This is a genomic window from Pseudomonas sp. 1 R 17 (genome assembly GCF_900067035.1).
Lineage (GTDB): Bacteria > Pseudomonadota > Gammaproteobacteria > Pseudomonadales > Pseudomonadaceae > Aquipseudomonas > Aquipseudomonas marginalis.
Genome location: NZ_FKLB01000048.1, coordinates 1 through 22844 on the forward strand (window position 1 = coordinate 1; position 22844 = coordinate 22844).

Annotated in this window: 27 protein-coding genes; 3 read left to right on the top strand and 24 right to left on the bottom strand. The window is 61.4% G+C overall.

The annotated features are described in order from the left end of the window. The 4 genes from BFP99_RS16805 to BFP99_RS16820 all read right to left on the bottom strand — a co-directional run. A partial coding sequence (locus BFP99_RS16805; protein ID WP_065946556.1) for an ATP-binding cassette domain-containing protein occupies nt 1–1148 on the bottom strand: 1148 nt, incomplete at its 3' end. Beyond that, nucleotides 1145–2131: a substrate-binding domain-containing protein gene (locus BFP99_RS16810; protein WP_065926341.1), complete on the bottom strand. Its 987-nt coding sequence runs from the start codon at nt 2129–2131 to the stop codon at nt 1145–1147. The genes BFP99_RS16810 and BFP99_RS16805, both read right to left, overlap by 4 nt. Nucleotides 2132–2168: 37 nt before the next feature. Next, nucleotides 2169–2990 carry an SDR family oxidoreductase gene (locus tag BFP99_RS16815; RefSeq protein ID WP_065947749.1) on the bottom strand — a complete coding sequence of 274 codons (822 nt, stop codon included), beginning with the start codon at nt 2988–2990 and terminating at the stop codon, nt 2169–2171. A gap of 237 nt (nt 2991–3227) precedes the next feature. Then, nucleotides 3228–3707: a GNAT family N-acetyltransferase gene (locus BFP99_RS16820; protein WP_027607824.1), complete on the bottom strand. Its 480-nt coding sequence runs from the start codon at nt 3705–3707 to the stop codon at nt 3228–3230. A 199-nt stretch (nt 3708–3906) separates the two neighbouring features. Here BFP99_RS16820 and BFP99_RS16825 point away from each other — a divergent pair, with 199 nt between their 5' ends. Further along, nucleotides 3907–4239 carry a hypothetical protein gene (locus BFP99_RS16825; RefSeq protein WP_027607823.1) on the top strand — a complete coding sequence of 111 codons (333 nt, stop codon included), beginning with the start codon at nt 3907–3909 and terminating at the stop codon, nt 4237–4239. A 51-nt stretch (nt 4240–4290) separates the two neighbouring features. Next, a complete protein-coding gene (locus tag BFP99_RS16830) occupies nt 4291–4557 on the top strand; it encodes a hypothetical protein (RefSeq protein ID WP_027607822.1) in 267 nt (88 codons plus the stop codon). 62 nt (nt 4558–4619) lie between these two features. Here the strand turns inward: BFP99_RS16830 and BFP99_RS16835 are convergent, their stop codons facing one another. The 20 genes from BFP99_RS16835 to BFP99_RS16930 all read right to left on the bottom strand — a co-directional run bounded on the left by BFP99_RS16835 (nt 4620) and on the right by BFP99_RS16930 (nt 22155). Continuing rightward, the gene (locus tag BFP99_RS16835; RefSeq protein WP_065947750.1) at nt 4620–5537 is read right to left on the bottom strand and encodes a PfkB family carbohydrate kinase; all 918 of its coding nucleotides are present in this window, start codon (nt 5535–5537) and stop codon (nt 4620–4622) included. Continuing rightward, a complete protein-coding gene (locus BFP99_RS16840; protein WP_065926344.1) occupies nt 5530–6996 on the bottom strand; it encodes a purine-cytosine permease family protein in 1467 nt (488 codons plus the stop codon). Before BFP99_RS16840 ends, BFP99_RS16835 begins: the two co-directional genes overlap by 8 nt. Nucleotides 6997–7055: 59 nt before the next feature. Then, nucleotides 7056–8057 carry an ADP-ribosylglycohydrolase family protein gene (locus tag BFP99_RS16845; protein ID WP_065947751.1) on the bottom strand — a complete coding sequence of 334 codons (1002 nt, stop codon included), beginning with the start codon at nt 8055–8057 and terminating at the stop codon, nt 7056–7058. Then, a complete protein-coding gene (locus BFP99_RS16850) occupies nt 8054–8767 on the bottom strand; it encodes a GntR family transcriptional regulator (protein WP_051429403.1) in 714 nt (237 codons plus the stop codon). The genes BFP99_RS16845 and BFP99_RS16850 overlap by 4 nt, the downstream gene beginning before the upstream one ends. A 70-nt stretch (nt 8768–8837) precedes the next feature. Then, the gene (locus BFP99_RS16855; RefSeq protein ID WP_065947752.1) at nt 8838–9398 is read right to left on the bottom strand and encodes a DUF1285 domain-containing protein; all 561 of its coding nucleotides are present in this window, start codon (nt 9396–9398) and stop codon (nt 8838–8840) included. A 16-nt stretch (nt 9399–9414) separates the two neighbouring features. Continuing rightward, nucleotides 9415–10020, bottom strand: a complete 606-nt coding sequence (locus BFP99_RS16860; protein ID WP_027607816.1) for a DUF4823 domain-containing protein — start codon at nt 10018–10020, stop codon at nt 9415–9417. A gap of 144 nt (nt 10021–10164) precedes the next feature. Further along, complete coding sequence (locus BFP99_RS16865; RefSeq protein WP_065926347.1) at nt 10165–11133, bottom strand: GTP 3',8-cyclase MoaA; 969 nt, start codon at nt 11131–11133, stop codon at nt 10165–10167. Between the two features lie 114 nt (nt 11134–11247). After that, the gene (locus BFP99_RS16870) at nt 11248–11916 is read right to left on the bottom strand and encodes a TetR/AcrR family transcriptional regulator (RefSeq protein ID WP_027607814.1); all 669 of its coding nucleotides are present in this window, start codon (nt 11914–11916) and stop codon (nt 11248–11250) included. A 445-nt stretch (nt 11917–12361) separates the two neighbouring features. Beyond that, entirely contained in the window at nt 12362–13147 is a 786-nt protein-coding gene (locus BFP99_RS16875; protein ID WP_065947753.1) for a TatD family hydrolase, read from the bottom strand. A 63-nt stretch (nt 13148–13210) separates the two neighbouring features. Then, nucleotides 13211–14200: a DNA polymerase III subunit delta' gene (locus BFP99_RS16880; protein WP_065947754.1), complete on the bottom strand. Its 990-nt coding sequence runs from the start codon at nt 14198–14200 to the stop codon at nt 13211–13213. After that, nucleotides 14193–14825: a dTMP kinase gene (tmk, locus tag BFP99_RS16885; protein WP_065947755.1), complete on the bottom strand. Its 633-nt coding sequence runs from the start codon at nt 14823–14825 to the stop codon at nt 14193–14195. Before tmk ends, BFP99_RS16880 begins: the two co-directional genes overlap by 8 nt. 19 nt (nt 14826–14844) lie before the next feature. Then, nucleotides 14845–15966 (bottom strand): endolytic transglycosylase MltG, encoded by a 1122-nt coding sequence (mltG, locus tag BFP99_RS16890; protein WP_065947756.1) that lies wholly within the window; start codon nt 15964–15966, stop codon nt 14845–14847. Nucleotide 15967: 1 nt separating this feature from the next. Beyond that, complete coding sequence (pabC, locus tag BFP99_RS16895; protein WP_065947757.1) at nt 15968–16783, bottom strand: aminodeoxychorismate lyase; 816 nt, start codon at nt 16781–16783, stop codon at nt 15968–15970. Beyond that, complete coding sequence (gene fabF, locus BFP99_RS16900; RefSeq protein ID WP_065926163.1) at nt 16783–18027, bottom strand: beta-ketoacyl-ACP synthase II; 1245 nt, start codon at nt 18025–18027, stop codon at nt 16783–16785. Before fabF ends, pabC begins: the two co-directional genes overlap by 1 nt. Nucleotides 18028–18153: 126 nt before the next feature. Next, nucleotides 18154–18390 carry an acyl carrier protein gene (gene acpP, locus BFP99_RS16905; RefSeq protein WP_003442511.1) on the bottom strand — a complete coding sequence of 79 codons (237 nt, stop codon included), beginning with the start codon at nt 18388–18390 and terminating at the stop codon, nt 18154–18156. A gap of 191 nt (nt 18391–18581) precedes the next feature. Continuing rightward, nucleotides 18582–19325: a 3-oxoacyl-ACP reductase FabG gene (gene fabG / locus BFP99_RS16910; protein ID WP_065926164.1), complete on the bottom strand. Its 744-nt coding sequence runs from the start codon at nt 19323–19325 to the stop codon at nt 18582–18584. A 24-nt stretch (nt 19326–19349) separates the two neighbouring features. Continuing rightward, nucleotides 19350–20288: an ACP S-malonyltransferase gene (gene fabD / locus BFP99_RS16915; RefSeq protein ID WP_065926165.1), complete on the bottom strand. Its 939-nt coding sequence runs from the start codon at nt 20286–20288 to the stop codon at nt 19350–19352. 125 nt (nt 20289–20413) lie between these two features. Beyond that, nucleotides 20414–21424: a phosphate acyltransferase PlsX gene (gene plsX, locus BFP99_RS16920; protein ID WP_074847485.1), complete on the bottom strand. Its 1011-nt coding sequence runs from the start codon at nt 21422–21424 to the stop codon at nt 20414–20416. 4 nt (nt 21425–21428) lie between these two features. Next, nucleotides 21429–21611 carry a 50S ribosomal protein L32 gene (gene rpmF / locus BFP99_RS16925; protein ID WP_008152339.1) on the bottom strand — a complete coding sequence of 61 codons (183 nt, stop codon included), beginning with the start codon at nt 21609–21611 and terminating at the stop codon, nt 21429–21431. A gap of 13 nt (nt 21612–21624) precedes the next feature. Beyond that, complete coding sequence (locus tag BFP99_RS16930; protein WP_027607804.1) at nt 21625–22155, bottom strand: YceD family protein; 531 nt, start codon at nt 22153–22155, stop codon at nt 21625–21627. Nucleotides 22156–22260: 105 nt separating this feature from the next. Between BFP99_RS16930 and BFP99_RS16935 the strand changes: the two genes are divergently transcribed. Then, nucleotides 22261–22839, top strand: a complete 579-nt coding sequence (locus BFP99_RS16935) for a Maf family protein (protein ID WP_065926167.1) — start codon at nt 22261–22263, stop codon at nt 22837–22839. The last annotated feature ends 5 nt before the right edge of the window (nt 22840–22844 follow it).

The window sequence follows — 22844 nt, forward strand, 5'->3', positions numbered from 1 at the left end:
GCCTTGATCTGCTGGTCGGCATTGCCCTTCTCCCAGCCATCGCGCAGCAACCAGCCGAACGAAGAGTGGGCTCCACGGGCGCTGATATTGATGTTCTCGGCGACGCTGGACAGCGGAATGATGCCTTCCTTCTTGCGATCTTCCGGGCACAGCAGCACACCGGCGGCGATGGCGTCGCGGGGTGAGCGCAGTTGCAGGGCCTCCCCGCATAACTCAAGGCTGCCGGCGCTGGCGCGTTCCAAGCCGCTGAGCAAACGGAACAACTCCGTGCGCCCTGCCCCCACCAGGCCGAACAGACCGAGAATCTCGCCCTTGCGCACCTCAAAACTGACCGGCTCACGCAAACCCGGACCCAGCAAACCGTCGACCTTGAGCGCCACCTCACCGTGCTCGCGCGGGCGGTAGTCGTAGATGTCCTGGATGTCGCGGCCGACCATGCAGGTCACCAACTGGTCGTGGGTCAACGCGCTCATGTCGTCGAAGGTGCGCACGTAACGGCCGTCCTTGAACACCGTGACCGCGTTGCAGATGCGGAACACCTCTTCCATGCGGTGCGACACGTAGAGCACCACTTTGCCCTCGTCCCGCAGGCGCGTAATGATCGCCATCAAGCGGTCGATCTCCCGCGCCGACAGGCTGCTGGTCGGTTCGTCGAAGGCAATCACATGGGCGCCACGGGACAGCGCCTTGGCAATTTCCACCAGTTGGCGCTGGCCCAGGGACAGGCGCCCGAGTTTTTCCTCGGGGTCGATTTCATCCGCCAGGCCCTTGAGGCAAGCCAGGGCCTGCTTGCGCAACAGGCCCCGGTTGACCACGCCGAAGCGCGAGGGCAAATGCCCGAGGAACAGGTTTTCGGCGACGGTCATTTCCGGCACCAGGTGCAGCTCCTGGTGGATCACCGCCACGCCGCTGGCGATGCTGTCGGCGGCGCATTTGAACGCCATGGTCTGCGCGCCGATCTGCACCGTGCCGCTGCTGGGAATATAGGCGCCGCCGAGGATCTTCAGCAGCGTCGACTTGCCCGCACCGTTCTCGCCCATCAGGGCGTGCACCTGCCCCGGGTGGGCGGTGAAGCTGATGCCGTCCAGCGCCTTGACCCCGGGAAAGGTTTTGCCGATAGCGTCGAAACGCAGGGCCGCCGCCGTCATTTCCACAGCCCGATCTTGGTCAGTTCTTCCTGGAAGTTGGCGCGGGTGATCAGGGTCACTTCATCCATGGCCGTGTACTTCGGCGGTTCGGTGCCCTTGGTGACCCACTCGTACATCATCAGCGCGGTGTTGTAGCCTTCGATGTGCGGGCTTGGCAGCATGGAGCCGAAGAAGCCGCTGTTGGCCTTCTTCAATTCGCCGATGGCGTCGGTGCCATTGATGCCGATGCCGATCACATTGGCGGCGGCGAAACCGGCGCTTTCAGTGGCGCGCACGCCGCCGAGCACGGTGTTGTCGTTCATGCCGCCGATGATCAGGTTTTTCGCGCCGCTGGGCAGCTTGACCAGGGCCGAGTTGGTGGCGTCCATGCTGCCGGGGACGTCGAGGGTTTTCAGCGCGGCGGTGAGGATATGGTCCTTGGGAATGCCGGCTTCTTCCAGGGATTTGATCGAGCCATCGGTGCGTTTTTTGCCGGTGTCGAGTTCATTGAAGGTGTTGATCACCGCGTAGGTGTCCTTCCAGTCCCAACCGCGTTTTTTCGCTTCGGCGGCCATGGCCGCGCCTTGTTTCTGGCCCACTTCAAACGCGGCCATGCCCAGGTACGGCACGTCTTCCATGAAGTTGCCCTTGGCGTCGACAAAGCGATCATCCACGGCAATCACTTTCAGGCCGTTGGCCTTGGCCTTGGCGACGATGGCCGGGCCCAGGGACACATCCGGCGGGCAGATCACAAAGCCCTTGGCGCCGTTGGCGGCCAGGCTGTCGATGGCCGAGAGGGTTTTCTCGCCATCGGGCACGGCGATCTTGATCACGGTAAAGCCATGTTCCTTGCCGGCTTTTTCGGCAAAGGCCCATTCGGTCTGGAACCACGGCTCCTCGGCCTGCTTGACCAGGAAGCCGATCTTCACTTCCTCGGCAAATGCGAAAGTACTGAGGCCGCTGAGCACGGCGGCAGCTGCCAGTACGCGTATTGCTTTTTTCATGAACGGCACCTCTTGTTGTTATTGGGAGTGGCAAGTTCTAGTCGTGGTACATCACCGACCGCCCGCCATCGATCATCAGGCAGGTGGCATTGATAAAGGGCGCCTCGTCGGTGGCCAGGAACAGCGCCGTCATCGCCACCTCGATGGGCTGGCCGATGCGCTTGGGCGGGTGCAGGTCGAACGCACGCTGGCGTTCGGCGTGAGGGTCGGGGAAACGGTTCCAGTAGTCGACGTTGAGCTGGGTTTCGATATAGCCCGGGGCGATGGCATTCACGCGGATGCCCTTGGGCGCGTATTCGATGCCAAGGGCGCGGGTAAGGCCGAGCAGGCCGTGCTTGGCCACGGGGTAAGGGAAGCAGCCGGGAATGATGTGGCTGGAATGGGTGGAGGCGATATTGATGATGTTGCCGATGCCCTGCTCGAGCATGTGCGGCAACACCGTGCGGCAGCCATACCAGGCGCCGTCGAGGTCAATGGCGAAGCAACGGCGCCAGTCTTCGTCGCTCATCTCCAACGGGTCGCGGAACACGTTGACCCCGGCGCAATTGACCAGCACATCCACCCGGCCGAAGCGCTCAATGGCCACATTGACCAACGCCAGCCATTGCGCTTTGGAGGTGATATCGACGGGTTGGGCGTAGATCTCGGCGCCGCGTTCGCGCCAGTGGGCAGCGACTTTCTCGACCTTTTCGCCCTGGATATCCGCAATCACCAGGCGCGCCTGCTGGGCCTGGAAACACGCGACGATCGCCTCACCAATGCCCTGGGCGGCGCCGGTGATGATCACCACCTTGTTCTTCAGGCGCTCGCCGTAGGTTGGCTCGGGCACGGCGGGTAATGACAACGGTTGGGGCTGCATCGCGTCACCTGTTTTATTTTTGGCAGTGAGTGCTGATGCAGACGACTATAAACCCATCATTTGAAACATCTCAATATATAAATTTGCATCCCACATAGTGAGTAAAATCAAAAAATAATGTGGGAGGGGCTTGCTCCCGATAGCGGCACGTCAGCTACAGAAAGGCTGACTGATTCACCGCTATCGGGAGCACGCCCCCTCCCACATTTGATCTACAGTGTGTTCAAGAAGGTGGCTTCAGCCGAGAGCAAAATCCCGCAGCGCATCACCTTCCATGCGATAGCGCACCCACTCCTCCTGCGGCTGGGCGCCGATGGATTTATAAAAGGCAATCGCCGGCTCGTTCCAGTCCAGCACGCTCCACTCGAAGCGCGCGCACCCGTTATCAAAGGCAATCTTCGCCAAATGACGCAACAGCTTCTTGCCCGCCCCACCGCCACGTTGTTCCGGGTTGATATACAAGTCTTCCAGGTACAGGCAGTTGCTGCCCAGCCACGTGGAATAGCTGAAAAAGAACACCGCAAACCCAATCGGCAAGCCATCCCGCGAGCAGATCAGGCCATGGGCGGTGGCGCCCTCGCTGAACAGGCTGCGCTGGATGTCCACCACGCTGGCGATCACTTCATGCCGGGCTTTCTCGTACTCGGCGAGTTCGGTGATGAAAGTCAGGATCTGCGCAGCATCGCTGGGCACGGCGGGGCGAATCTCGATGGTCATGGGCGAGCCTTGGGCAATTTCAAAGCACACATACTAAGGCGCTTTGATGACTGATTGCAGTGCAATTTATGGGGAGCCCGGCAACCGACACACAAAATCTTACAGGTGCCACGGCACCGTTCGTCGCCACCCAGGCACGATCATCAAGGCACAACTGACCAATAGAGGGTAAGGACATCAATCATATGGAGACACCCTCATGAAGCATTCCAAGTTTGCCGCCCTCGCATTTGCTGGCCTGTTGTCTTCGGTTTCGCTGAGTGGTTTCGCTGCCACGTCGTCCACCGGCCCTACCAACCCGGACGCCACCACCGAATCGCAGAAATCCATGGGCACCGGCCTGGACACCAACGGCGGTGCGGTCATCGATAACACCAATGGTGCCGACCCGCATACCCAGGGTCACGATACCCAACGCCAGGCGCCAGCGGCCGTCGGCAACGGCAAAATGGGCCCTTCGGTGAATGAGCCGAAGATCAATAAAGGCGATGACTCGAACCTGCCGGGCGCGCCGAAACAGCCTGCGCCTTGACGCATCAAATGCAATCGCAACACCCGATCATTCCCCAATGAAGAGGTACGCATGAACGTCGATAAAGACCTTGAAAAAGAAGTCCTCACCCGCCTGCTGCACGCTCATCCTCAGGGGCTGGGCAAGGAAGTGCTGGATAACTACCGCGGAGAGAAAGTGGTCGCCAGTGCGTTGGCATTTCTGCAAGACCGCGGGTTGATCAAGGATGGGCATGTGACCACCGACGACGCCGGTGAATACTCGCTGAATCTGCCGATCAAGTTGACGGCGTCGGGTGTGGACGAGGCGCGCAAACTCGAAGGTGAGACGCGCCAGTAGTCCTCATATAAAACCCAATGTGAGAGGGAGTAAGCCTTCCTCTCACATGCTTGGGCCTATCTTCAGTCAGTAAGTAATGCGTCGACTTCAGCGGTGCCTGGGGAAGTTGCCGGGCCCCAACGCGTCACCGCCAGGGCCGCCGCTGCGTTCGCCCGCTGTGCTGCCGCAGCAGGTTTCAACCCAGCCGCCAACCCCGCAATAAACACGCCCGCATGCGCATCGCCCGCGCCATTGCTATCCACCGCCTGCACCTTGAAGCCCGGCACATGCTCGATCTGACCCGCACGCCCCACCCAGCAGCCATTCGGTCCGTCACGCACCACCAATAGCGTCTCGGCGCGCAGGTGCTGGCTGAGCGCCGGCAACGCTGCAGCGATGTCCGCCGCGCCGGTAAACGCCAAGGCTTCAGGACCATTGCTGGTCCAGATATCGATACGTGGCAACAGCGCACCCATCAAGGCCGAATCCGGCGCTTTGACCAGCGGCCCCGGATCGAACACCACCACGACTTCCCGGGGCAGTGCCAGCAGCCAGTCGATCAGCGCCTGGGCCTTGCCTTCCAGGAGCAGGCTGTAGCCACTGACGTAGACGTAGTCGTCGACACGCGGTACGACGGTGGTCAAATCCTCCTGGCTGAGTTCACCCTCGACGCCGATATGGGAAATGAACGTGCGCTCGGTAGTGGCTTCGGTCAGGGACACGCACAAGCCAGTGTCCTTTGCGCTGCTGGCCGCCAGGGCCATGTCAATGCCCTCGGCCTGCATCGCTGCGCGGGCCAGGTCGCCGAAGCGGCCAGTGCCGTGACGGCCCAGATAGACCACCGGCAAGCCATTGCGCCGCGCCGCCGCCATCACGTTGAAACCACCGCCGGCTTCGAAGCTGGCGGACTTGGCCAGCACGTCGCCGCCGGTCGCAGGCAAGGTGTCGAGGGCCATGACCAGGTCGACGATGACCTGGCCGGTGTGCAGCAATCTAGACATTAGGGCTCTCTACCAACGCCGGACGACGGTCAGCCGCGCCGCCCAGTACCGCATAAATCCCACCGGCAACCAGGAAAGTGACGATCCAGCCCAGGCCATTGTGGCCCAGCCAGGAGTCGGACAACGGCCCGGCGAACCAGATGTTCTCGGCAGTGGTGCCAATGGTGGTGAAGCTGAAACCCAGCACGATGGCCACGGCCCAGGCGCCGAAGGCACGCCATTCCACACCGCCGCGATACCAGTAGGCGCTGCTTGGGCTCACGTCCAGCAGGTCCTTGGGGCTGTAGTAGTGACGATGGATCAGGTCGACCACGAAGATCCCCACCCACGCGGTGATCGGCACCGCCAGCAACGAGATGAAGGTGATGAACGGGCCGTAGAAACTGTCGGCGATCAGCATGAAGTAGATGGAACCGGCGAAGATCGCCACGATGTCGACGATCACCGCATGCACGCGCTTGACCTTCAGGCCAAGGGTCAAGGTGGTGAGGCCGGCCGAATACACCGACAGGTTGTTCGACAGCAGCAGCCCGCCAAACGCGGTGATCAGGTACGGCACCGCCATCCAGGTGGGCAGCATGTCGCGGATCGCGATGATCGGGTCAGTGGCCGCGGCCAGGTCGTTGTTGCCGACCGACAGCAGGCCGCCGAGGGTAATCAGCAACACCAGCGGAATGCCCGCACCAAATGCCGCCGACGCCACCAGGCGCACGGCCGTGACGCTGCGGTGCTGGTAGCGCGACATGTCGGCACCGGCGTTGGCCCAGCCGATACCGGTACCGGCGGCCATGGTGCCGATGCCGATGATCATCGCGCTCAGGGGAGCCGGGGTGGCGTTGAACACCGCACTCCAGTCGATGGTGGCGCAGAGGAAACCGCCCACCAGGATATTCAACGCGCCGAACACGTAGGTGGCCCACTTCTGGATCACCAGCAAGGTGGCGTGGCCCAGGCCCGATACGGCCAAGGTCAGCAACACGAACATGCCGATGAAGATCAGGGTGAGGACCGGTGCGCTTTTCGCTTCCACCGCAGAGCCGAACAGAATCGAACACAACGACAGCAACACGAAGGCCGCCGTGGTGGTGTTGACGGTTTCCCAGCCCAGGCGCGACATCAACGACACCAGCGTCGGGCCGATATTGCCGCGCACGCCGAAGATGGCGCGGGACAAGGTCAGGCTGGGGGCACGGCCGCGACGGCCGGCGATGGAGATGATGCCCACCACGGCGAACGAGCCGGCAGCACCTAGGATCGCGACGATGATCGCCTGCCAGATGGCCAGGCCGCGAAACGCCACGAGGGTGGCGCCGAGGGGCAGGCCGAGGATGCTGATATTGGCGGCGAACCACACCCAGAACAGTTGCAGTGGATGGCCGTTGCACTCGCCTTCAGGGACCGGTTCGATACCGCGGGTTTCCAATTGCCCGGCGCTTTGGCCGGAAGAAGTGCTGCTCATGAGTGGTGCTCCTGGTGCCTGTATTGTTGTGGTTGTGGCGGATACGCGGTCTTCCTGACTCAGCGCAATGCGAGCAAGCCTTGAACCAGCGGCTGCAGATCGAGGCCGTTGACCTGCTTGACCTGTTTGATCATCGATTCGGGCCAGCACTGCAGGCCGAGGCAGGCACCGAGCATCGCGCCGAGCATCGCGGCAATCGTGTCGGTATCGCCGCCCAGGCTGGCAGCCAGGCACAGGGCTTCGAACGCGTTCATGGCCCCCACTGCCACTTGCTGGGCGAGGGCAAACGACACCACCACCGACTCCTGGGAGGCGACGGAGGTGCCAATCAATTCATACAGCAGGTCGGCGAACAGGGCTGTGTCGCCGCTGCCGACGCTCAGGGTGCGCGCCCAACTGATACGGGTGGAGATGCGCCCGCCGGCAATCCAATGGCCATGGCCTTCCGCCTGTTGAGCCACCTGGGTGCCGATATTCAAGGCTTCACCCAAGTCCACACCGTTGATGCCCGCGGACACCACCGCCGCCACTGCCGCGGCGCTGGAGATGCCCAGGTTGGTGTTGTGGGTGACCTGGCAGGCCTGGATCACCGCCTGGATAAATCGCGCCGGGTCGCTGACATCGGCGGCGATTCCCACTGGGGTGATGCGCATGGCGGCGCCATTGGTGGTGCCGTAGCGCCCGGATTCTTCCGGGGTATGGCCGTTGAGGATCATATCGATTGCACGCTTGGTCGACGGGCCGAGCAGATCCTGGGAGCCCTTGGCGCGCATCACCGCTTCCCAATCGATCAGGCGCCGGGCGAGCACGGCGGGGTCGATCTTGCCTCGGCCCTCGACCAGCAGCTCACCGACCAGGATCGCTTGCTCGGTGTCATCGGTGATGGAGCCCGCCGGCATATTGGGCGCGATGGGTTGGTCGGCGTCGGCATTTTCCAGGCCGGTAATGGCACCAAAGCGCTGTTGCACTTGCTCACGGCTCAGGGATTGGGTGGGCATGCCCAGGGCATCGCCCAACGCCAGGCCGTAGAAAGCGCCGAGGGCGCGGGTATTGGGGGTCATTTTGAAGATCCAAACTGCAGGTGCAGGCGAAAGTGCAGAGGGTCGAGCAGGCTTTCGACGTACTCCATGAAGCGCTCGCGGCGATCGTAGGTGGTGCGCGAGGCCTTGAGGAACACCGTGCCCACCGGGCGGCCAAGCAACTCGGCATCTTCATCGCTGAGGGGCTCGGCGCCGATCCATTGGTCACCTTCGGCACCGACGTAACCGTAGGCTGCCAGGGTGATGGTCAGGGAATTATCGATCAGCCCAACGCGCGGCAGGCTTTCCAGGCCACCGGACGCGGGCATCAGCGAGCGCTCAAGGGAAACGGCCGTGCCATCAGTCGTGCGGCGACGGCGGTCGAGGGCGATAAATTGGTCGGTGCCGAAGCGACTGAACAGATCGGCGCGCGTCACCGCTTCCAGGCGCAGAATATCGGTGGTCACCAGGGCCCCGGTGTCCGCCAGGGCCTGGGCCCAACCGCTGGTTTGATCCAGCGCCATGCCATCAAATGTGACGATGGAGCCCACGCCGCTCTGGGTCGCGATGTAATTGCGCCTTTTGAGTTCGGCGAGGGCTTCACGCAGCGTGCCCCGGCTGACCGCAAACTCTTCAGCCAGTTGATGCTCGCCCGGCAACAGGAAACCGTCGGCCATCACCCCTCCCTCGATACGGCGGATGAGCTCGTCGACGACGCGTTTTTTCTTATCAAATCGGACATGTCTAATCATGTACAAATTGATAACCGAAAGCGGCCATTTGCAGCAAGCGAATTATTTCAGGGAGATGAAAAAACCGGTCTCACGGCTCCAGGCCAATACGGAAAAACTCGCCGCCGCTCCATACGCCAAGCCAGTTCTGACCATTGATCGGGCGACTCACTGCCAACTCCACCAATTGGTAGAACACATTGCGATGCACCAGAGCTTCGAGGTTGGTACGCACGCGCAGATAGGGGGACGGTTCCTGGGTGACGGGATCGATCACCACCCGCAGTGGATGCTCAATATCGGCTGCAACCTGCTCGTCGACGTTGGTGGTGAAACGCAGCACCTGGCTTTCGCCCTGCCCTTCGACGTCGAGAGTAACCGCGACAAAGGGCGCATCATCGACGGTGATACCGACTTTTTCCACTGGGGTGATCAGGAAGTAATCATCGCCATCTCGGCGGATGATATTAGAAAACAATTTGACCATCGGCTTACGCCCGATCGGCGTGCCCTGGTAGAACCAGGTGCCGTCACGGGCGATGCGCATGTCGATGTTGCCGCAGAAATCCGGGTTCCACAGATGCACCGGCGCCGGTCCCTTGCCCTTGGGCAACTGAGCCAACAGATCGTTGGCCTTGGCGGAATCGGTCATGGTGTTCTCCTTGGTGTTACTGATCGCCCATGCCCAACAGGCCTCGGGCGTACTGCGCCAAGGGGCGGGCAATCAGGTCTTCTGGCTTGTTGTCGTGGAACGTCAGTAAACCGCCACGACTGCGAATACGTGCAGTATCAATCAAATACTGGGTGCTGGTCTCGATCAACATGATCTGGATTACCCCGTTGTCCAGGCCAAGCCGGTCCAGCGCCTCTTGATCAGCCCATTCGTCGGCGTTGCCGATACGGTCATCGGCCTTGGCGAAACGGCAGTACAGCAGGTAGTGGGCACCCGCCGCACGGGCCTCGGCCATCGCCTGCTCCAGGCCTTCCGGCTGACGAGCACGACGCACCATGGGGAAGTATTCGACGAAACCGTTGAAGGCTTCCTCGGCCACCACATTCGGCCGCGGGTAGGCGCTGCCGGGCGGTACAAATGCACCCTGGGCGATAAAGACAAAGGAATCCGGCTGTATGCGCACCGAGGCGGTACGACGAGTGTCGCTGTGGTCCAGCAACCCGGCGTCGCTCATCTGATAACGGGTGCCTTCGGCCATATCGCTGACGGTCATGCAACCACTCAGCGTCAACGACGCCAGCAACAAAACCAGACTACGCATCCTAATCCTCCAGAAGCCGGTGACGGAAAACCGGCGAATGGACACGAGATGCAGAATCCGCGCCATTTGGAAACAACGCAGAACTAAATGTGGGAGGGGGCTTGCTCCCTCCCACATTGGATGATGTCTAATCTTGGGAAAGCATTATCCGCCGATGATCTTCATGATCGTCGCGCCGCCGGAGAACGCCACTTCCTGTTTATCGCCCAGGGCCTTCATCAGCAGGCCTTGCAGGGCCGGCAGCGCCTGGTGGCGAGGCTTGTCCAACAGGTCGCCGACATAGTGACGGTTGCTCGACGACAGGCAGCCATGCAGCCAGCCGGTCGACGACAAGCGCAGCCGTGAACAGGTGCGGCAGAACGGTACGCTTTCGTTGGCGATCACGCCGAAGAAGCCTTTGCCCGGCACTTCGTAGCGTACCGCCGTGGCATCCACGGGAGCGTTGGCTTGCAGGTATTCGTGGTGTTCGCCGATCAGGCCGAGCAGTTGTTGCAGGCTGACGAACTGCTGCAGGAATGCATTGGAGTCCTTGGCCAGGTGGCCCATGCGCATCAACTCGATAAAACGCAGCTCGTAGCCACGCTCCAGACAGTAGTCGAGCAGCGGCATCACCTGGTCGAGGTTCTGGCCGCGCAACGGCACCATGTTGACCTTGATCTTGATCCCGGCAGCACGCGCCTGGTCCATGCCATCGAGCACGGTCGCCAGGTCGCCGCCACGGGCGATGCTGCGAAAGGCGCCGGCATCCAGGGTATCGAGGGAGACGTTGATACGCCGAATCCCCGCATCCACCAGCAGCGGCAGTTTGCGCGCCAGCAACTGGCCGTTGGTGGTCAGGCTGATGTCGCTGAGGCCCATGCCGCCCACGGCGCCCATGAAGGCTTCCAGCTTGGGGCTGACCAGCGGCTCGCCACCGGTGATGCGCAAGCGCTCGATGCCCGCCGCCTCGATCAGGTAGGCCACGCCACGGGCCATGGCCTCGGCCGAGAGTTCGTCCTGGGCAGCCACCAGCCGCTTGCCGTTCGGCACGCAGTAGGTACACGCGTAATTGCAGGCTGAGGTCAGGCTGATCCGCAAATTGCGAAAACGCCTGCCTTGACGATCAACGATCATGGATCACTCCGGCAGAGGATGATTCGGGCGTGCTAAAAACTGACTGATAAATCAGCTTTTAGCAATATCCTTGCCTGAGTATATTCCTGGGTTACTGCGCCTGGCAGCAAATCATTACGTGGCCGGGGTTTCGACGGGGGCCGCTTCAACCAGTGCCGGCTCGGAGCTGTGCTTGCGCTTGTTGCCCATGCGCACACCGATATCCATCAGGAACTGGAAGAAACCTTCCTGGTCTTCCAGCACATTGCTCCAGAACGGCGAGTGGTACAGCGCCACGGCGCCGTGCACCAAGGCCCAGGCGGCGCAGTAGTGGAAATACGGCGGTACGTCTTCAAGCTTGCCTTCGCTGATGCGGCCCTTGATCAGCAGGGTCAGGCGCTCGAAGTTCGAGGCGCGGATCTTGTGCAGCTCCTCGACCATCTCCGGCACTTGATGGCCCTTGACCACCTTCTCTTCCAGGCGGTCGAACAGGCGGTAGCGCTGCGGGTCGCGCATGCGGAACTCGAAGTAGGCGCGGGACAGCGCTTCCTTGTCCTTGTCGACATCGGCCGAATGCAGCAGCTCGTTCAAGTCGCGCTCGTAGTCGAGCATCAGGCGCAGGTAGATCTCGGCCTTGGACTTGAAGTGCTTGTAGATCGTGCCTTTGCCGATACCCACGGCATCCGCGATCATCTCGACGGTGACGCTGTCTTCGCCTTGTTCGAGGAACAACTTGAGTGCGGTGTCGAGAATTTCCTGCTCACGGCGGCGAAACTCACGGACCTTACGGGGTTCTTTGTGCATGAGGAAGAGGTCTGCAAAGGTCGGAATAGGGAGGGCTGCGCAGGGCCACGAATACATGGCGATACGATTTACCCAGTGCGAGGGATTATCCCGACTGAGCGGTCGTTGGGCAACGTCTATGTGAACCCGCCCTGCACTTTACTTTCAAGGCGCCAACGTTTTCATGCCTATCAGTCAGAAATAATACGCAAAAACTGCACCCGTGCATCTGCCCAATGAGAACTCAAGCGAAGCGCATGTATTCCAAATCTGTTTAAAAAACGATCAGTCGCGACTGGACTGAATCAGATACTGATCAATACTTGAACTGTCGGCGTGACATCTCCCCCAAGTGAAGCGCCGACCTGGGTACCGACGGACTGTGTGCCCTTGTTTTACTCCTAATGGTCTTAACCCGGATTCACCCCCCAGAACCCGGGTTTTTTTTGCCTGCGATTCAGTCGTGTCATGCGGCGACGTGGGCCAGCGGGAACAGGCGCTTGAAGTTCTCGGTGGTCTGCTCGGCAAAGCGCTCATAGGACTCACCGCGCAGCATCGCCAGGTAGTCCGCCACATCCCGTACATATTCGGGCAGGTTCGGTTTGCCACGATGGGGAATCGGCGCCAGGTACGGCGAATCGGTTTCCACCAGCAGGCGGTCGGCTGGCACTTGGCGCGCCACGTCGCGCAGGGCATCGGCATTGCGGAAAGTGACAATGCCCGACAGGGAAATATAGAAGCCCAGGTCGAGCGCTGCCCTGGCCATGTCCCAATCCTCGGTAAAGCAATGCAACACGCCGGCCTGGGGCAACGCGGCTTCGCGCAACAGGGCCAGGGTGTCGGCACGGGCACCACGGGTGTGGACGATCACCGGCTTGCCGGTTTGCCCGGCGGCCTGTAAGTGCAGGCGAAACGAGGCCTGCTGCAACTCGGCGGCTTCCGGCTCGTAATGGTAGTCCAGGCCGGTTTCGCCAATGGCCACCACTCGCGGGTGATTGAGTTCGCCCAGCAGCCAGTCGAGGGCCGGGGCTTCGCCAGGCTTGAGGTCCAGCGGGTGGATACCCACCGAGCAATCCACATCGGCATAACGCTCGGCCAGGGTTTTGACGTCGGCAGCATTGTCGGCGCTGACGCCAATGCACAGGAAATGCCCTACCCCACGCTGGCGTGCAGCGTCGAGGGCAGCATCCAGGGAGCCGCCGTGTTGGGCGAGGTCAAGGCGATCAAGGTGGCAATGGGAATCTACAAGCATAGGAAATTACGACTTAGGTCACGGAAAGTGTCTGGCCAACGATACACCCGTCGGCCAAGGAAATTAACGGCGGCCGAGCAAGCCGACCCACTGCACCAGCAGCGCTTCAAGCAACAGCACGCGGTTGAGGTTGGCCTTGCCGAGCACCTTCTGGCGCTGGGCGAGGATCCAGTCCTGGATAGTCAGCACCTTGTCCTGGGCACTTTTCTGCGCGAGGTATTGCACCACCTTGCGCATATCCGGCAGGCCCAGGCCGTTTTCGTCCTGGGTCAACTGGTAGCGCAGGATCAGGCTCGACCAGTCACAGAACCAGTCGAACAGCAGCAGCAAGGGAATGTCCTTCCAGGCGCTTTCAGCCAACTGGGTGGCGGACAGCTCTTGCTTGAGCAGTTTTTTCACCCCATCCACAACCAGGGCGCGTTGCTCACGTACGCCTTGGGCTTGCAGCTTGACGGCCGCCAGCGGGGAACCGGCCGCCAGGGTCAGCAACTCGATCCGCTCCTCTGCGGAGCAATCCGGCAGCGCCTTCGCCAGCCATTGCAGGCTCATGGCTTCACTGGGCAACGGGCAGGCCTGCTGTACGCACCGGCTGCGAATGGTCGGCAACAAGCGGCTGGACTGGTGGCTCACCAGCAACAGCACCGTGTCGCCGGAGGGTTCTTCCAGGCTCTTGAGCAAGGCGTTGGCAGCGTTGACGTTCATGGCCTCCACCGGCTCGATCAGCACCACCTTGCGCCCGCCCATCTGCGCGGTCTGCACCACGAAACTGACGAGGTCACGCACCTGGTCGACCTTGATCGCCTTGTCGGCTTCCTCGGGTTCGAGCAGGTAGTTGTCCGGGTGGCTGCCGGCCTTGAGCAACAGGCAGGATTTGCACGCGCCGCAGGCTTCAAGGTTGACCGGGCGCTGGCACAGCAGGCTGGCCATGAGTCGCTCAGCCAGATCGCGCTTACCAATCCCGATCGGCCCGTGCAGCAGATAGGCGTGGGCGTGCTGGGCACGGCCGGCCAACTGCTGCCAGAGACTGTCCTGCCATGGGTAGGCTTCAGCCACGGGCGCGCTCCAACAGCTTGGGTAACAGGGCGTCGATGGCCTGCTGCACCTGCGTCAACGGCTGGGCTGCGTCCAGCAGGTGGTAGCGCGCCGGTTCCGCCTGGGCGCGCCTGAGGAACGCGCTGCGCACAGCATCGAAAAAACCCTGGCCTTCCAGTTCGAAACGGTCGAGACGCCCACGGGCGCTGGCGCGGGCCATGCCCACTGCCACCGGCAGGTCGAACAACAGGGTAAGGTCGGGACGTAGATCACCCTGCACAAAGGTTTCCAACGTGGCGATACGCGCCAGGGACAAACCCCGGCCACCGCCCTGGTAGGCATACGTGGAATCGGTAAAACGGTCGCAGATCACCACGGCACCGCGGGCCAGGGCCGGACGAATCACCTCGGCCAGGTGCTGGGCACGGGCAGCGAACACCAGCAGCAGCTCGGTGTCCGGGTTCATCTGTTCTTCGCCTGGGGCCAGCAACACGTCACGGATGCGCTCGGCCAGGGGTGTACCGCCGGGCTCACGGGTCAACACCACCTCGACACCTTCAGCGCGCAAGCGGCCGGCCAGGTAATCGCGGTTGGTGCTTTTGCCGGCGCCTTCGGGGCCTTCCAGGGTAATAAACAAGCCAGTCACAGGCAGTCCTTAGTCAGAGTCATTGCGGGCTTTGCGGCGCGGCGTCATCCGGCGCGGGCTCGGCGGGTGCATCAGCAGGCGGCGCTACGTCTTCCGGCGGTTTTACCAGCGGTGCCGGGCTTGAGCGGTAATCGGCACGGCGCTTGAGCTGGAACTCACGCACAGCGGCATTATGCGCACCCAGGTCATCGGAGAAAATATGGCTGCCGTCGCCACGGGCGACGAAATACAGGCTGCTGCCCGGCACCGGGTTCAACGCGGCATGGATCGCCTCGCGGCCGACCATGGCGATGGGTGTCGGCGGCAGGCCGGCCACCATGTAGGTGTTATAGGGGTTGGCTTCCTTGAGGTGCGCACGGGTCAACTTGCCGTTGTAGCGCTCGCCCAGGCCGTAGATCACGGTGGGGTCGGTCTGCAGCAGCATGCCGATCTTCAGGCGGCGTACGAATACCCCGGCAATCTGCCCGCGCTCTTCCGGCACACCGGTCTCTTTCTCCACCAGGGAGGCCATGATCAAGGCTTGATAGGGGTCGGTATAGGGCGCGTCGGCAGCACGCTTGCTCCACTCCTGGGCGAGGACATCATCCAGGCGGTTATAGGCTTTCTTCAGGAACTCGACATCGGTCATGCCGCGCACGAAGCGGTAGGTATCCGGGAAGAACCGACCTTCGGGGAACACGCCAGGATGGCCGAGCTTGTCCATCACTTCGCTGTCACTCAGGCCCGCCAGGGTCTGCACGATCTTTTCATGCTTGGCCAGGGCCGAACGCACCTGGCGGAAATTCCAGCCCTCCACCAGCGTCAGGCTGTATTGCACCACTTCGCCGCGCTGCCACAGGCCGATCAGGCCTTCGGCGGTCATGCCCGGGGTCATGCGGTATTCACCGCTGTGCAGCGGTTGACCGTCCAGGTTGAAGCGCCAATACAGGCGCAACCAGAACGCGCCGTCGAGCACGCCATCGGCTTCCAGGCGATTGAAGGTCCCGGTGGGCGTCGCCCCGGCCGGCACATCGAGCAATTGCTCCTGGGTCAGATTCAACGGCTGCTTCAAGGCAGCGTCATATTTCCACGCGGAAAACCCCAACAGCAAAGCCGCCGAGAACAGACCGATCAGCAGCAGTACAACCAGTTTTCGTATCAACTCAAATATCCAATAGCGCGCGAACAATGCCCTGCAGTTTACGGGTGAGCGGCCCAACCGACCAGCTCATCGCAGCGCACCCACGCACCGGCCAAATGCCATATACGCTGTTGCACATAAAGACTTCGTCAGCCTCCCGCAATTGCTCAAGGCTGATGTCAGCCACGGCTACCGGGATGCCCAGGGCGCTCGCCTGAGCCAGAATCTCGGCGCGCATGACGCCTGCAACGCCGCAACGATTCAGATCGGCGGTTAGTAACAAGCCATTACTTACCAGGAACAGGTTGCTGAATACGCCTTCGATGACACGCCCGGACACATCCAGCATCAACCCTTCGGCATATTCGGCATCCTGCCATTCCGCACGGGCGATCACCTGCTCGAGGCGATTGAGGTGCTTGAGACCGGCCAGCAGCGGCTGCTCGGCCAGGCGGGTGGCGCACGCAAACAGACGAACACCGTCGGCTCCATGGGCCTGGGGATAGGTAGCAGGCGGATTGCCCTGCAAGATACGACGCACTGGCGCCTCGGGGTTGATGCCATAACCGCGCAGGCTGTCGCCGCGGGTGAGGATCAGCTTGAGGACACCGTCGCCGAGAGCGGCGGCATAGGCCTGCACTTCGCTGCGGACCAGCACCTGATCCACAACGAGAGCGAGGCGCCTGCAGCCCTCATCCAGGCGTTGCAGGTGACGGTCAAGCAGCACGGGCTGCCCGGCCTTGACGGCGATGGTCTCGAACAGGCCATCACCGTACGCCAGGCCGCGATCTTTCAGGGGCACGCTGCCCCCTGGCTGACCGTCGACCCAGCTGTGCATCACTCGGCGAACCGGCGGAACACCAAGGAACCGTTGGTGCCACCGAAGCCGAACGAGTTGGAAATCGCAACGTCGATCGGCATCTGTTGCGGCTCATGCGGCACGAAGTTCAGGTCGCAGCCTTCGTCCGGCTCATCGAGGTTGATGGTCGGCGGAGCGACCTGGTCCTTGATGGCCATCACGCTGAAGATCGCTTCTACCGCGCCCGCCGCACCCAAGAGGTGGCCGGTCATGGACTTGGTAGAACTGACCGCCAGCTTGTAGGCGTGCGCGCCGAACACCGACTTGATGGCTTCGGCTTCCGCCAGGTCGCCCGTCGGGGTCGAGGTGCCATGGGCATTGATGTACTGCACCTGGTCCGGGTTGACCTTGGCATCGCGCAAGGCGTTGGTGATGCAACGCGCAGCGCCGGCACCGTCGGACGGTGGCGAGGTCATGTGATAGGCGTCGCCACTCATGCCAAACCCGATCAACTCGGCATAGATGGTGGCACCACGCGCCTTGGCGTGTTCCAACTCTTCGAGCACCAGGGCACCGGCGCCGTCGGCCAGTACAAAGCCGTCACGGCCCTTGTCCCACGGACGGCTGGCACGGGTCGGCTCGTCATTGCGGGTCGACAGTGCACGGGAGGCGCCAAAGCCGCCCATTCCCAGGCCACAGGCGGCCATTTCAGCACCACCGGCGATCATCACGTCGGCTTCGTCATAGGCGATGTTACGCGCCGCCATGCCGATGCAGTGGGTACCCGTGGTGCACGCGGTAGCAATCGCGTAGTTAGGCCCCTGCGCCCCCAAGTGGATGGACAGGAAACCGGAAATCATATTGATGATCGAGCCAGGCACGAAGAACGGTGAAATTCGACGAGGGCCGGAATCATGCAGCGTGCGGCTGGTTTCTTCGATATTGGTCAAACCGCCAATACCCGAACCCATGGCCACGCCGATGCGCTCACGGTTGGCGTCGGTCACTTCCAGGCCAGCGTTACGCACTGCCTGGAAACCGGCTGCCAGGCCGTATTGAATGAACAGGTCGAGCTTGCGGGACTCTTTGATCGAGAGATATTCCTCGACATTGAACCCCTTTACCGAGCCGCCAAAACGGGTGGAATAGGCAGAAAGGTCCGTGTGTTCGATCAGACCAATACCACTGCGGCCAGCCAGAATGCCCTGCCAACTGCTCGGCACATCCGTACCCAGTGGCGACAACATACCCATACCGGTGACTACGACGCGTCTACGCGACACAGCACTCTCCTTTTTCTAATGACGACACTTTGCTTCAGAGCTTACTTTCATCAGCGCTAAAGAAAAAACCGCACGCCGTTACAGCAGTGCGGTTTTTCCCTAACAGCAGGCGACGACTACAAACTATTACGCCTGGTGGTTCGTAACGTAGTCGATAGCAGCTTGAACAGTAGTGATTTTTTCAGCTTCTTCGTCCGGGATTTCGGTCTCGAATTCCTCTTCCAGAGCCATCACCAGCTCAACGGTGTCAAGGGAATCGGCACCCAGGTCTTCTACGAAGGAAGCAGTGTTGACCACTTCTTCTTCTTTGACGCCCAGTTGCTCGGCAACGATTTTCTTGACGCGCTCTTCGATGGTGCTCATACCTTGTTTAACTCCTAATGGACAAATTCAGGCAGCTGGCCAGTGGGTAAGTGTATAGAAAGCCTTTTCAGCTTTTCAACTGAAAGCTTCACCCTGTACCCGGTTTGCCACCTGCCTATAAATTAAGTTGCAGCTTTATAACGGATTTTAGACAGCTCGTATGACATTTTTTTGAAGCGATCCGTCACAATTTAGCTCATGTACATCCCGCCGTTCACCGGGATTGTAGCCCCAGTCACGTATGCCGCACCGTCGGATGCCAGGAAAGCGACCACATTCGCGATCTCTTGAGCCTGGCCCAGACGGCCCAGCGGAATCTGCGTCAGCAAGCCTTCCCGCTGTGCTTCCGGCAGTTCGCGGGTCATATCGGTGTCGATGAACCCTGGGGCCACCGAGTTGACCGTAATCGACCGCGAACCGACTTCACGCGCCAATGCACGGCTGAAACCTTCCAGGCCGGCCTTGGCGGCTGCATAGTTTACTTGGCCTGCGTTGCCCATGGCACCCACTACGGAGCCAATATTGATAATTCGACCCCAACGGGCCTTGGTCATGCCGCGCAAAACCCCCTTGGACAGGCGAAACAGACTGTTCAGGTTGGTATCGACCACGTCGTACCATTCGTCGTCTTTCATGCGCATCATCAGGTTATCGCGGGTGATACCGGCGTTGTTCACCAGAATTGCCGGCGCACCGAACTGTGCGGTGATCTCGGCCAGTACGGCAGCCACGGACTCATCGCTGGTCACGTTCAGCTCAAGGCCGGTGCCTTGAACGCCGTTTTCCTTCAGGGTCGCGGCGATACGCTCGGCGCCCGAAGCAGAAGTGGCGGTGCCGATCACGACGGCGCCCTGACGGCCCAGTTCCAGGGCGATGGCCTGGCCAATGCCACGGCTCGCGCCGGTAACCAGTGCAACTTTACCTTGCAGACTCATGCAGGCTTCTCCTAAGTTCGGGGGTCAGGCCAGCGCCGCACGAGCGGCAGCGAAGGCATCCGGGGTATTGAGGTTGGCAGTCGACACGCCGTCGGCGCAGCGTTTGTTCAGGCCAGCCAGGACTTTGCCCGGGCCGCACTCGACCAGCTCGGTGGCGCCATTGGCGGCCAGGGTCTGGACCGACTCGACCCAGCGCACAGGCTTGTAGAGTTGCTCCAGCAGGTCGCGCTTGAGGGTGTCGAGGTCGGCGGCCACGGCTGCGCTGACGTTCTGCACCAGCGGGATCTGTGGCGCCTGCCAGTTGATGGCAGCGATGGACTCGGCAAAACGCTCGGCAGCCGGGCGCATCAGCTCGCAGTGCGACGGCACGCTCACCGGCAACGGCAATGCACGCTTGGCACCCCGCGCCTTGCAGCCTTCGATGGCACGCTCGACGGCCGCCCTGGCACCGGCGATCACCACCTGGCCTGGGGAGTTGAAGTTTACCGCGCTGACTACTTCGCCCTGGGCCGCTTCGGCGCAGGCTTCGATCACGACGGCATCGTCCAGCCCCAGGATAGCGGCCATGCCGCCCTGCCCGGCCGGAACGGCTTCCTGCATCAGCTGTCCACGACGCTCGACCAGCTTGACCGCTTCAGCAAGGGTCAGGCTGCCCGCCGCCACCAGGGCGCTGTATTCGCCCAGGCTATGACCGGCCACGAAAGCCGGACGCGCACCGCCTTCGGCCAACCACAAGCGCCACAGGGCTATCGAAGCGGTCAGGATGGCTGGCTGGGTTTTATCGGTTTGATTGAGCTGCTCTTCCGGCCCCTGTTGGGTCAGCGCCCACAGGTCGTAACCCAGGGCCTCGGAAGCTTCCTTGAACGTGTCCAGGATCAGCGGGTATTGCGCGCCCAGCTCGGCCAACATGCCGAGGGACTGCGAACCCTGCCCTGGAAAGACGAATGCGAGGGATGTAGACATGTAACAAGCCCCTAATGATCTGGTCGTCGGAAATGGTCGCTCCTCGGTGGGAGCGCACGAAACTGACAGATTGGATGGTCAATTGAACTGGCCGGTCACATTTAAGCATTCCCCGGCCGATTCGCCTAAGGCAACAGGTCCTCGAGACGGCCGTGCAAGCGTTGCGGCAGGTTTTCCTGGATCTCGATCACCGCCCGCGCAATCGCACTCTGGAAGCCTTCGACCCCGGCCGAACCGTGGCTTTTCACCACGATGCCCTGCAACCCCAGGAAGCTCGCACCATTATGCCGCGCCGGGGCCAGATCGGCCTGCAGGCGACGCATCAACGGCAGCGCCAGGGCGCCCACCAGGCGCGATACCAGGTTACGCCTGAACAAGGCCTCGATACGCGAGGCGATCATGGTCGCCAGGCCTTCACTGGACTTGAGCAGGATATTGCCGACAAACCCGTCGCACACCACCACATCCGCCTCGCCTCGGTACAACCCATCACCCTCGACAAATCCGATGTAGTTCAGGCCTCGCGCACCTTGCAGCAAGGTGGCGGCAAGCTTGACCTGCTGGTTGCCCTTGATGTCTTCGGTGCCGATATTCAGCAAGGCCACCCGCGGCCGGGCCACGCCCAGCGCTTCGGCGGCCACCGAGCCCATCACGGCAAACTGGAACAGGTGCTCGGCACTGCAATCGACGTTCGCCCCCAGGTCCAGCAACTGGCAATAGCCCTTCTGCGTCGGAATCGCCGCCACCATTGCCGGCCGATCAATGCCAGGCAGCGTCTTGAGCACATGCCGCGACAACGCCATCAGGGCGCCGGTGTTGCCGGCACTGACACAGGCTTGCACCTTGCCATCACGCAGCAGCTCCAAGGCCACCCGCATCGACGAGTCAGGCTTGCCACGCAGGGCTGTCGCCGGTTTCTCATCCATGGTGATGGTTTCGCTGGCTGGCGTAATCGTCAGGCGCGCGCGATCCACCGCCGGATGGCTGGCAATCAATTCTTCAAGGAGGGAGGGTTGACCGACGAGGGTCAGATGCAGCGAGGGCGTGGCAGACAGGCTGGCAATGCAGGCCTGAACAATGCTGCGGGGACCGAAGTCCCCGCCCATTGCGTCAATCGCGATGACTTGAGCAGACAAGTGATTACTCGTCAGCGCCCTTGTCGATCACTTTACGGCCACGGTATACGCCTTCTGGCGATACGTGGTGACGCAGGTGAATTTCACCGGTGGTTTTTTCTACAGACAGAGTGCTTGCCGTCAGGGCATCGTGGGAACGACGCATGTCACGGGCAGAGCGGGATTTTTTGTTCTGCTGAACAGCCATAATTGATTAACTCCTAAACGTTTGGGTCACGCTTTAACTGCGCCAATACACTGAACGGGTTGGACCGCGTTACCTCGTCCTCGCTCGGTTCGGACTCGTCATCGAGACCCGCCGGCTGCTGGCATTCTTCCGGATGATGAGCAGGCACAATGGGCAAGGCGAGCAGAAGCTCCTCCTCGATCAGTGCATGCAGATCCAAAGGATCTTCGCCCAGTTCCAGCACGTCATAACCTTTCGGCAACGACTGGGTATTCGCACCCTCCTTTACCACAGCATAACTGCACTCGCTGTGAATCGGCAGGGTGACCAGCTCAAGACAACGCTGGCAAACCATTTTGACCTCGGTGTCGATAAAACTGTGAATTACCACAGATTTACGTTCATCTCGTTCAAAAACGAATTTGGCCTGCACCGTACCGACAGTGTCGGAAAGCGGGTCGCAGAGTCTCTCCAAATCGGCCAGCAGCAACTCACCTTGAAGGGAAGTGCCACGATCAGCCAATTTGCGCGGGTCAACGTGAGGTGGAATCGGGTCATTCAACATAGGCGCAGCATTATAGGGATGCACCCAGCCATGTCAAAGGAAATTCAGCCCTGTGCGTCGGCCGGTCGCCCCGCTAGAATCGGCGGCTGCCTTGAGGAGACGTATATGCTGCCTTTATTACTCGCTTCCAGCTCGGTTTATCGCCGGGAATTGCTCAGCCGCCTGCACCTGCCATTCATCTGCAGCTCGCCGGATATCGACGAAAGCCATGCTGCACATGAGTCCGCCATCGAACTGGTCAAGCGCCTGGCCGAAGCAAAGGCCCGCGCCCTCGCCGCCAGCCACCCGGGACACCTGATCATCGGCTCAGACCAGGTCGCCGCGCTGAAAGGCCGCATCATCGGCAAGCCTCACACCTTCGAAAATGCGCGCGAGCAGTTATTGGCCGCCAGTGGCAAGCGTGTCAGCTTCCTCACCGGCCTGGCCCTGTTGAACAGCGAGACGGGGCACTGCCAGGTCGACTGCGTGCCCTTTACCGTGCACATGCGCGAGCTGGATGCAGCGCGCATCGAGCGCTACCTGCGGATCGAGCAGCCGTATGACTGTGCGGGCAGCTTCAAGGCGGAAGGATTGGGCGTGAGCTTGTTCCAAAGCACCGAAGGGCCGGACGCAACCAGCCTGGTCGGCTTACCGCTGATTCGGCTGGTGGATATGCTACTCAGCGAGGGCGTGCAAATCCCTTAAGAACA

What these genes read in the sequence shown, in the direction of transcription:
- BFP99_RS16850 (WP_051429403.1), bottom strand. Translation starts at nt 8,767, where the DNA reads ATGATTAGACATGTCCGATTTGATAAGAAAAAACGCGTCGTCGACGAG.
- BFP99_RS16930 (WP_027607804.1), bottom strand. Translation starts at nt 22,155, where the DNA reads ATGTTGAATGACCCGATTCCACCTCACGTTGACCCGCGCAAATTGGCT.
- acpP (WP_003442511.1), bottom strand. Translation starts at nt 18,390, where the DNA reads ATGAGCACCATCGAAGAGCGCGTCAAGAAAATCGTTGCCGAGCAACTG.
- fabG (WP_065926164.1), bottom strand. Translation starts at nt 19,325, where the DNA reads ATGAGTCTGCAAGGTAAAGTTGCACTGGTTACCGGCGCGAGCCGTGGC.
- BFP99_RS16820 (WP_027607824.1), bottom strand. Translation starts at nt 3,707, where the DNA reads ATGACCATCGAGATTCGCCCCGCCGTGCCCAGCGATGCTGCGCAGATC.
- BFP99_RS16835 (WP_065947750.1), bottom strand. Translation starts at nt 5,537, where the DNA reads ATGTCTAGATTGCTGCACACCGGCCAGGTCATCGTCGACCTGGTCATG.
- BFP99_RS16815 (WP_065947749.1), bottom strand. Translation starts at nt 2,990, where the DNA reads ATGCAGCCCCAACCGTTGTCATTACCCGCCGTGCCCGAGCCAACCTAC.
- BFP99_RS16845 (WP_065947751.1), bottom strand. Translation starts at nt 8,057, where the DNA reads ATGACCCCCAATACCCGCGCCCTCGGCGCTTTCTACGGCCTGGCGTTG.
- BFP99_RS16865 (WP_065926347.1), bottom strand. Translation starts at nt 11,133, where the DNA reads ATGATCGTTGATCGTCAAGGCAGGCGTTTTCGCAATTTGCGGATCAGC.
- BFP99_RS16840 (WP_065926344.1), bottom strand. Translation starts at nt 6,996, where the DNA reads ATGAGCAGCACTTCTTCCGGCCAAAGCGCCGGGCAATTGGAAACCCGC.
- fabD (WP_065926165.1), bottom strand. Translation starts at nt 20,288, where the DNA reads ATGTCTACATCCCTCGCATTCGTCTTTCCAGGGCAGGGTTCGCAGTCC.
- BFP99_RS16935 (WP_065926167.1), top strand. Translation starts at nt 22,261, where the DNA reads ATGCTGCCTTTATTACTCGCTTCCAGCTCGGTTTATCGCCGGGAATTG.
- pabC (WP_065947757.1), bottom strand. Translation starts at nt 16,783, where the DNA reads ATGCACAGCTGGGTCGACGGTCAGCCAGGGGGCAGCGTGCCCCTGAAA.
- BFP99_RS16830 (WP_027607822.1), top strand. Translation starts at nt 4,291, where the DNA reads ATGAACGTCGATAAAGACCTTGAAAAAGAAGTCCTCACCCGCCTGCTG.
- BFP99_RS16860 (WP_027607816.1), bottom strand. Translation starts at nt 10,020, where the DNA reads ATGCGTAGTCTGGTTTTGTTGCTGGCGTCGTTGACGCTGAGTGGTTGC.
- BFP99_RS16825 (WP_027607823.1), top strand. Translation starts at nt 3,907, where the DNA reads ATGAAGCATTCCAAGTTTGCCGCCCTCGCATTTGCTGGCCTGTTGTCT.
- BFP99_RS16810 (WP_065926341.1), bottom strand. Translation starts at nt 2,131, where the DNA reads ATGAAAAAAGCAATACGCGTACTGGCAGCTGCCGCCGTGCTCAGCGGC.
- BFP99_RS16870 (WP_027607814.1), bottom strand. Translation starts at nt 11,916, where the DNA reads ATGCACAAAGAACCCCGTAAGGTCCGTGAGTTTCGCCGCCGTGAGCAG.
- BFP99_RS16875 (WP_065947753.1), bottom strand. Translation starts at nt 13,147, where the DNA reads ATGCTTGTAGATTCCCATTGCCACCTTGATCGCCTTGACCTCGCCCAA.
- rpmF (WP_008152339.1), bottom strand. Translation starts at nt 21,611, where the DNA reads ATGGCTGTTCAGCAGAACAAAAAATCCCGCTCTGCCCGTGACATGCGT.
- BFP99_RS16855 (WP_065947752.1), bottom strand. Translation starts at nt 9,398, where the DNA reads ATGACCGATTCCGCCAAGGCCAACGATCTGTTGGCTCAGTTGCCCAAG.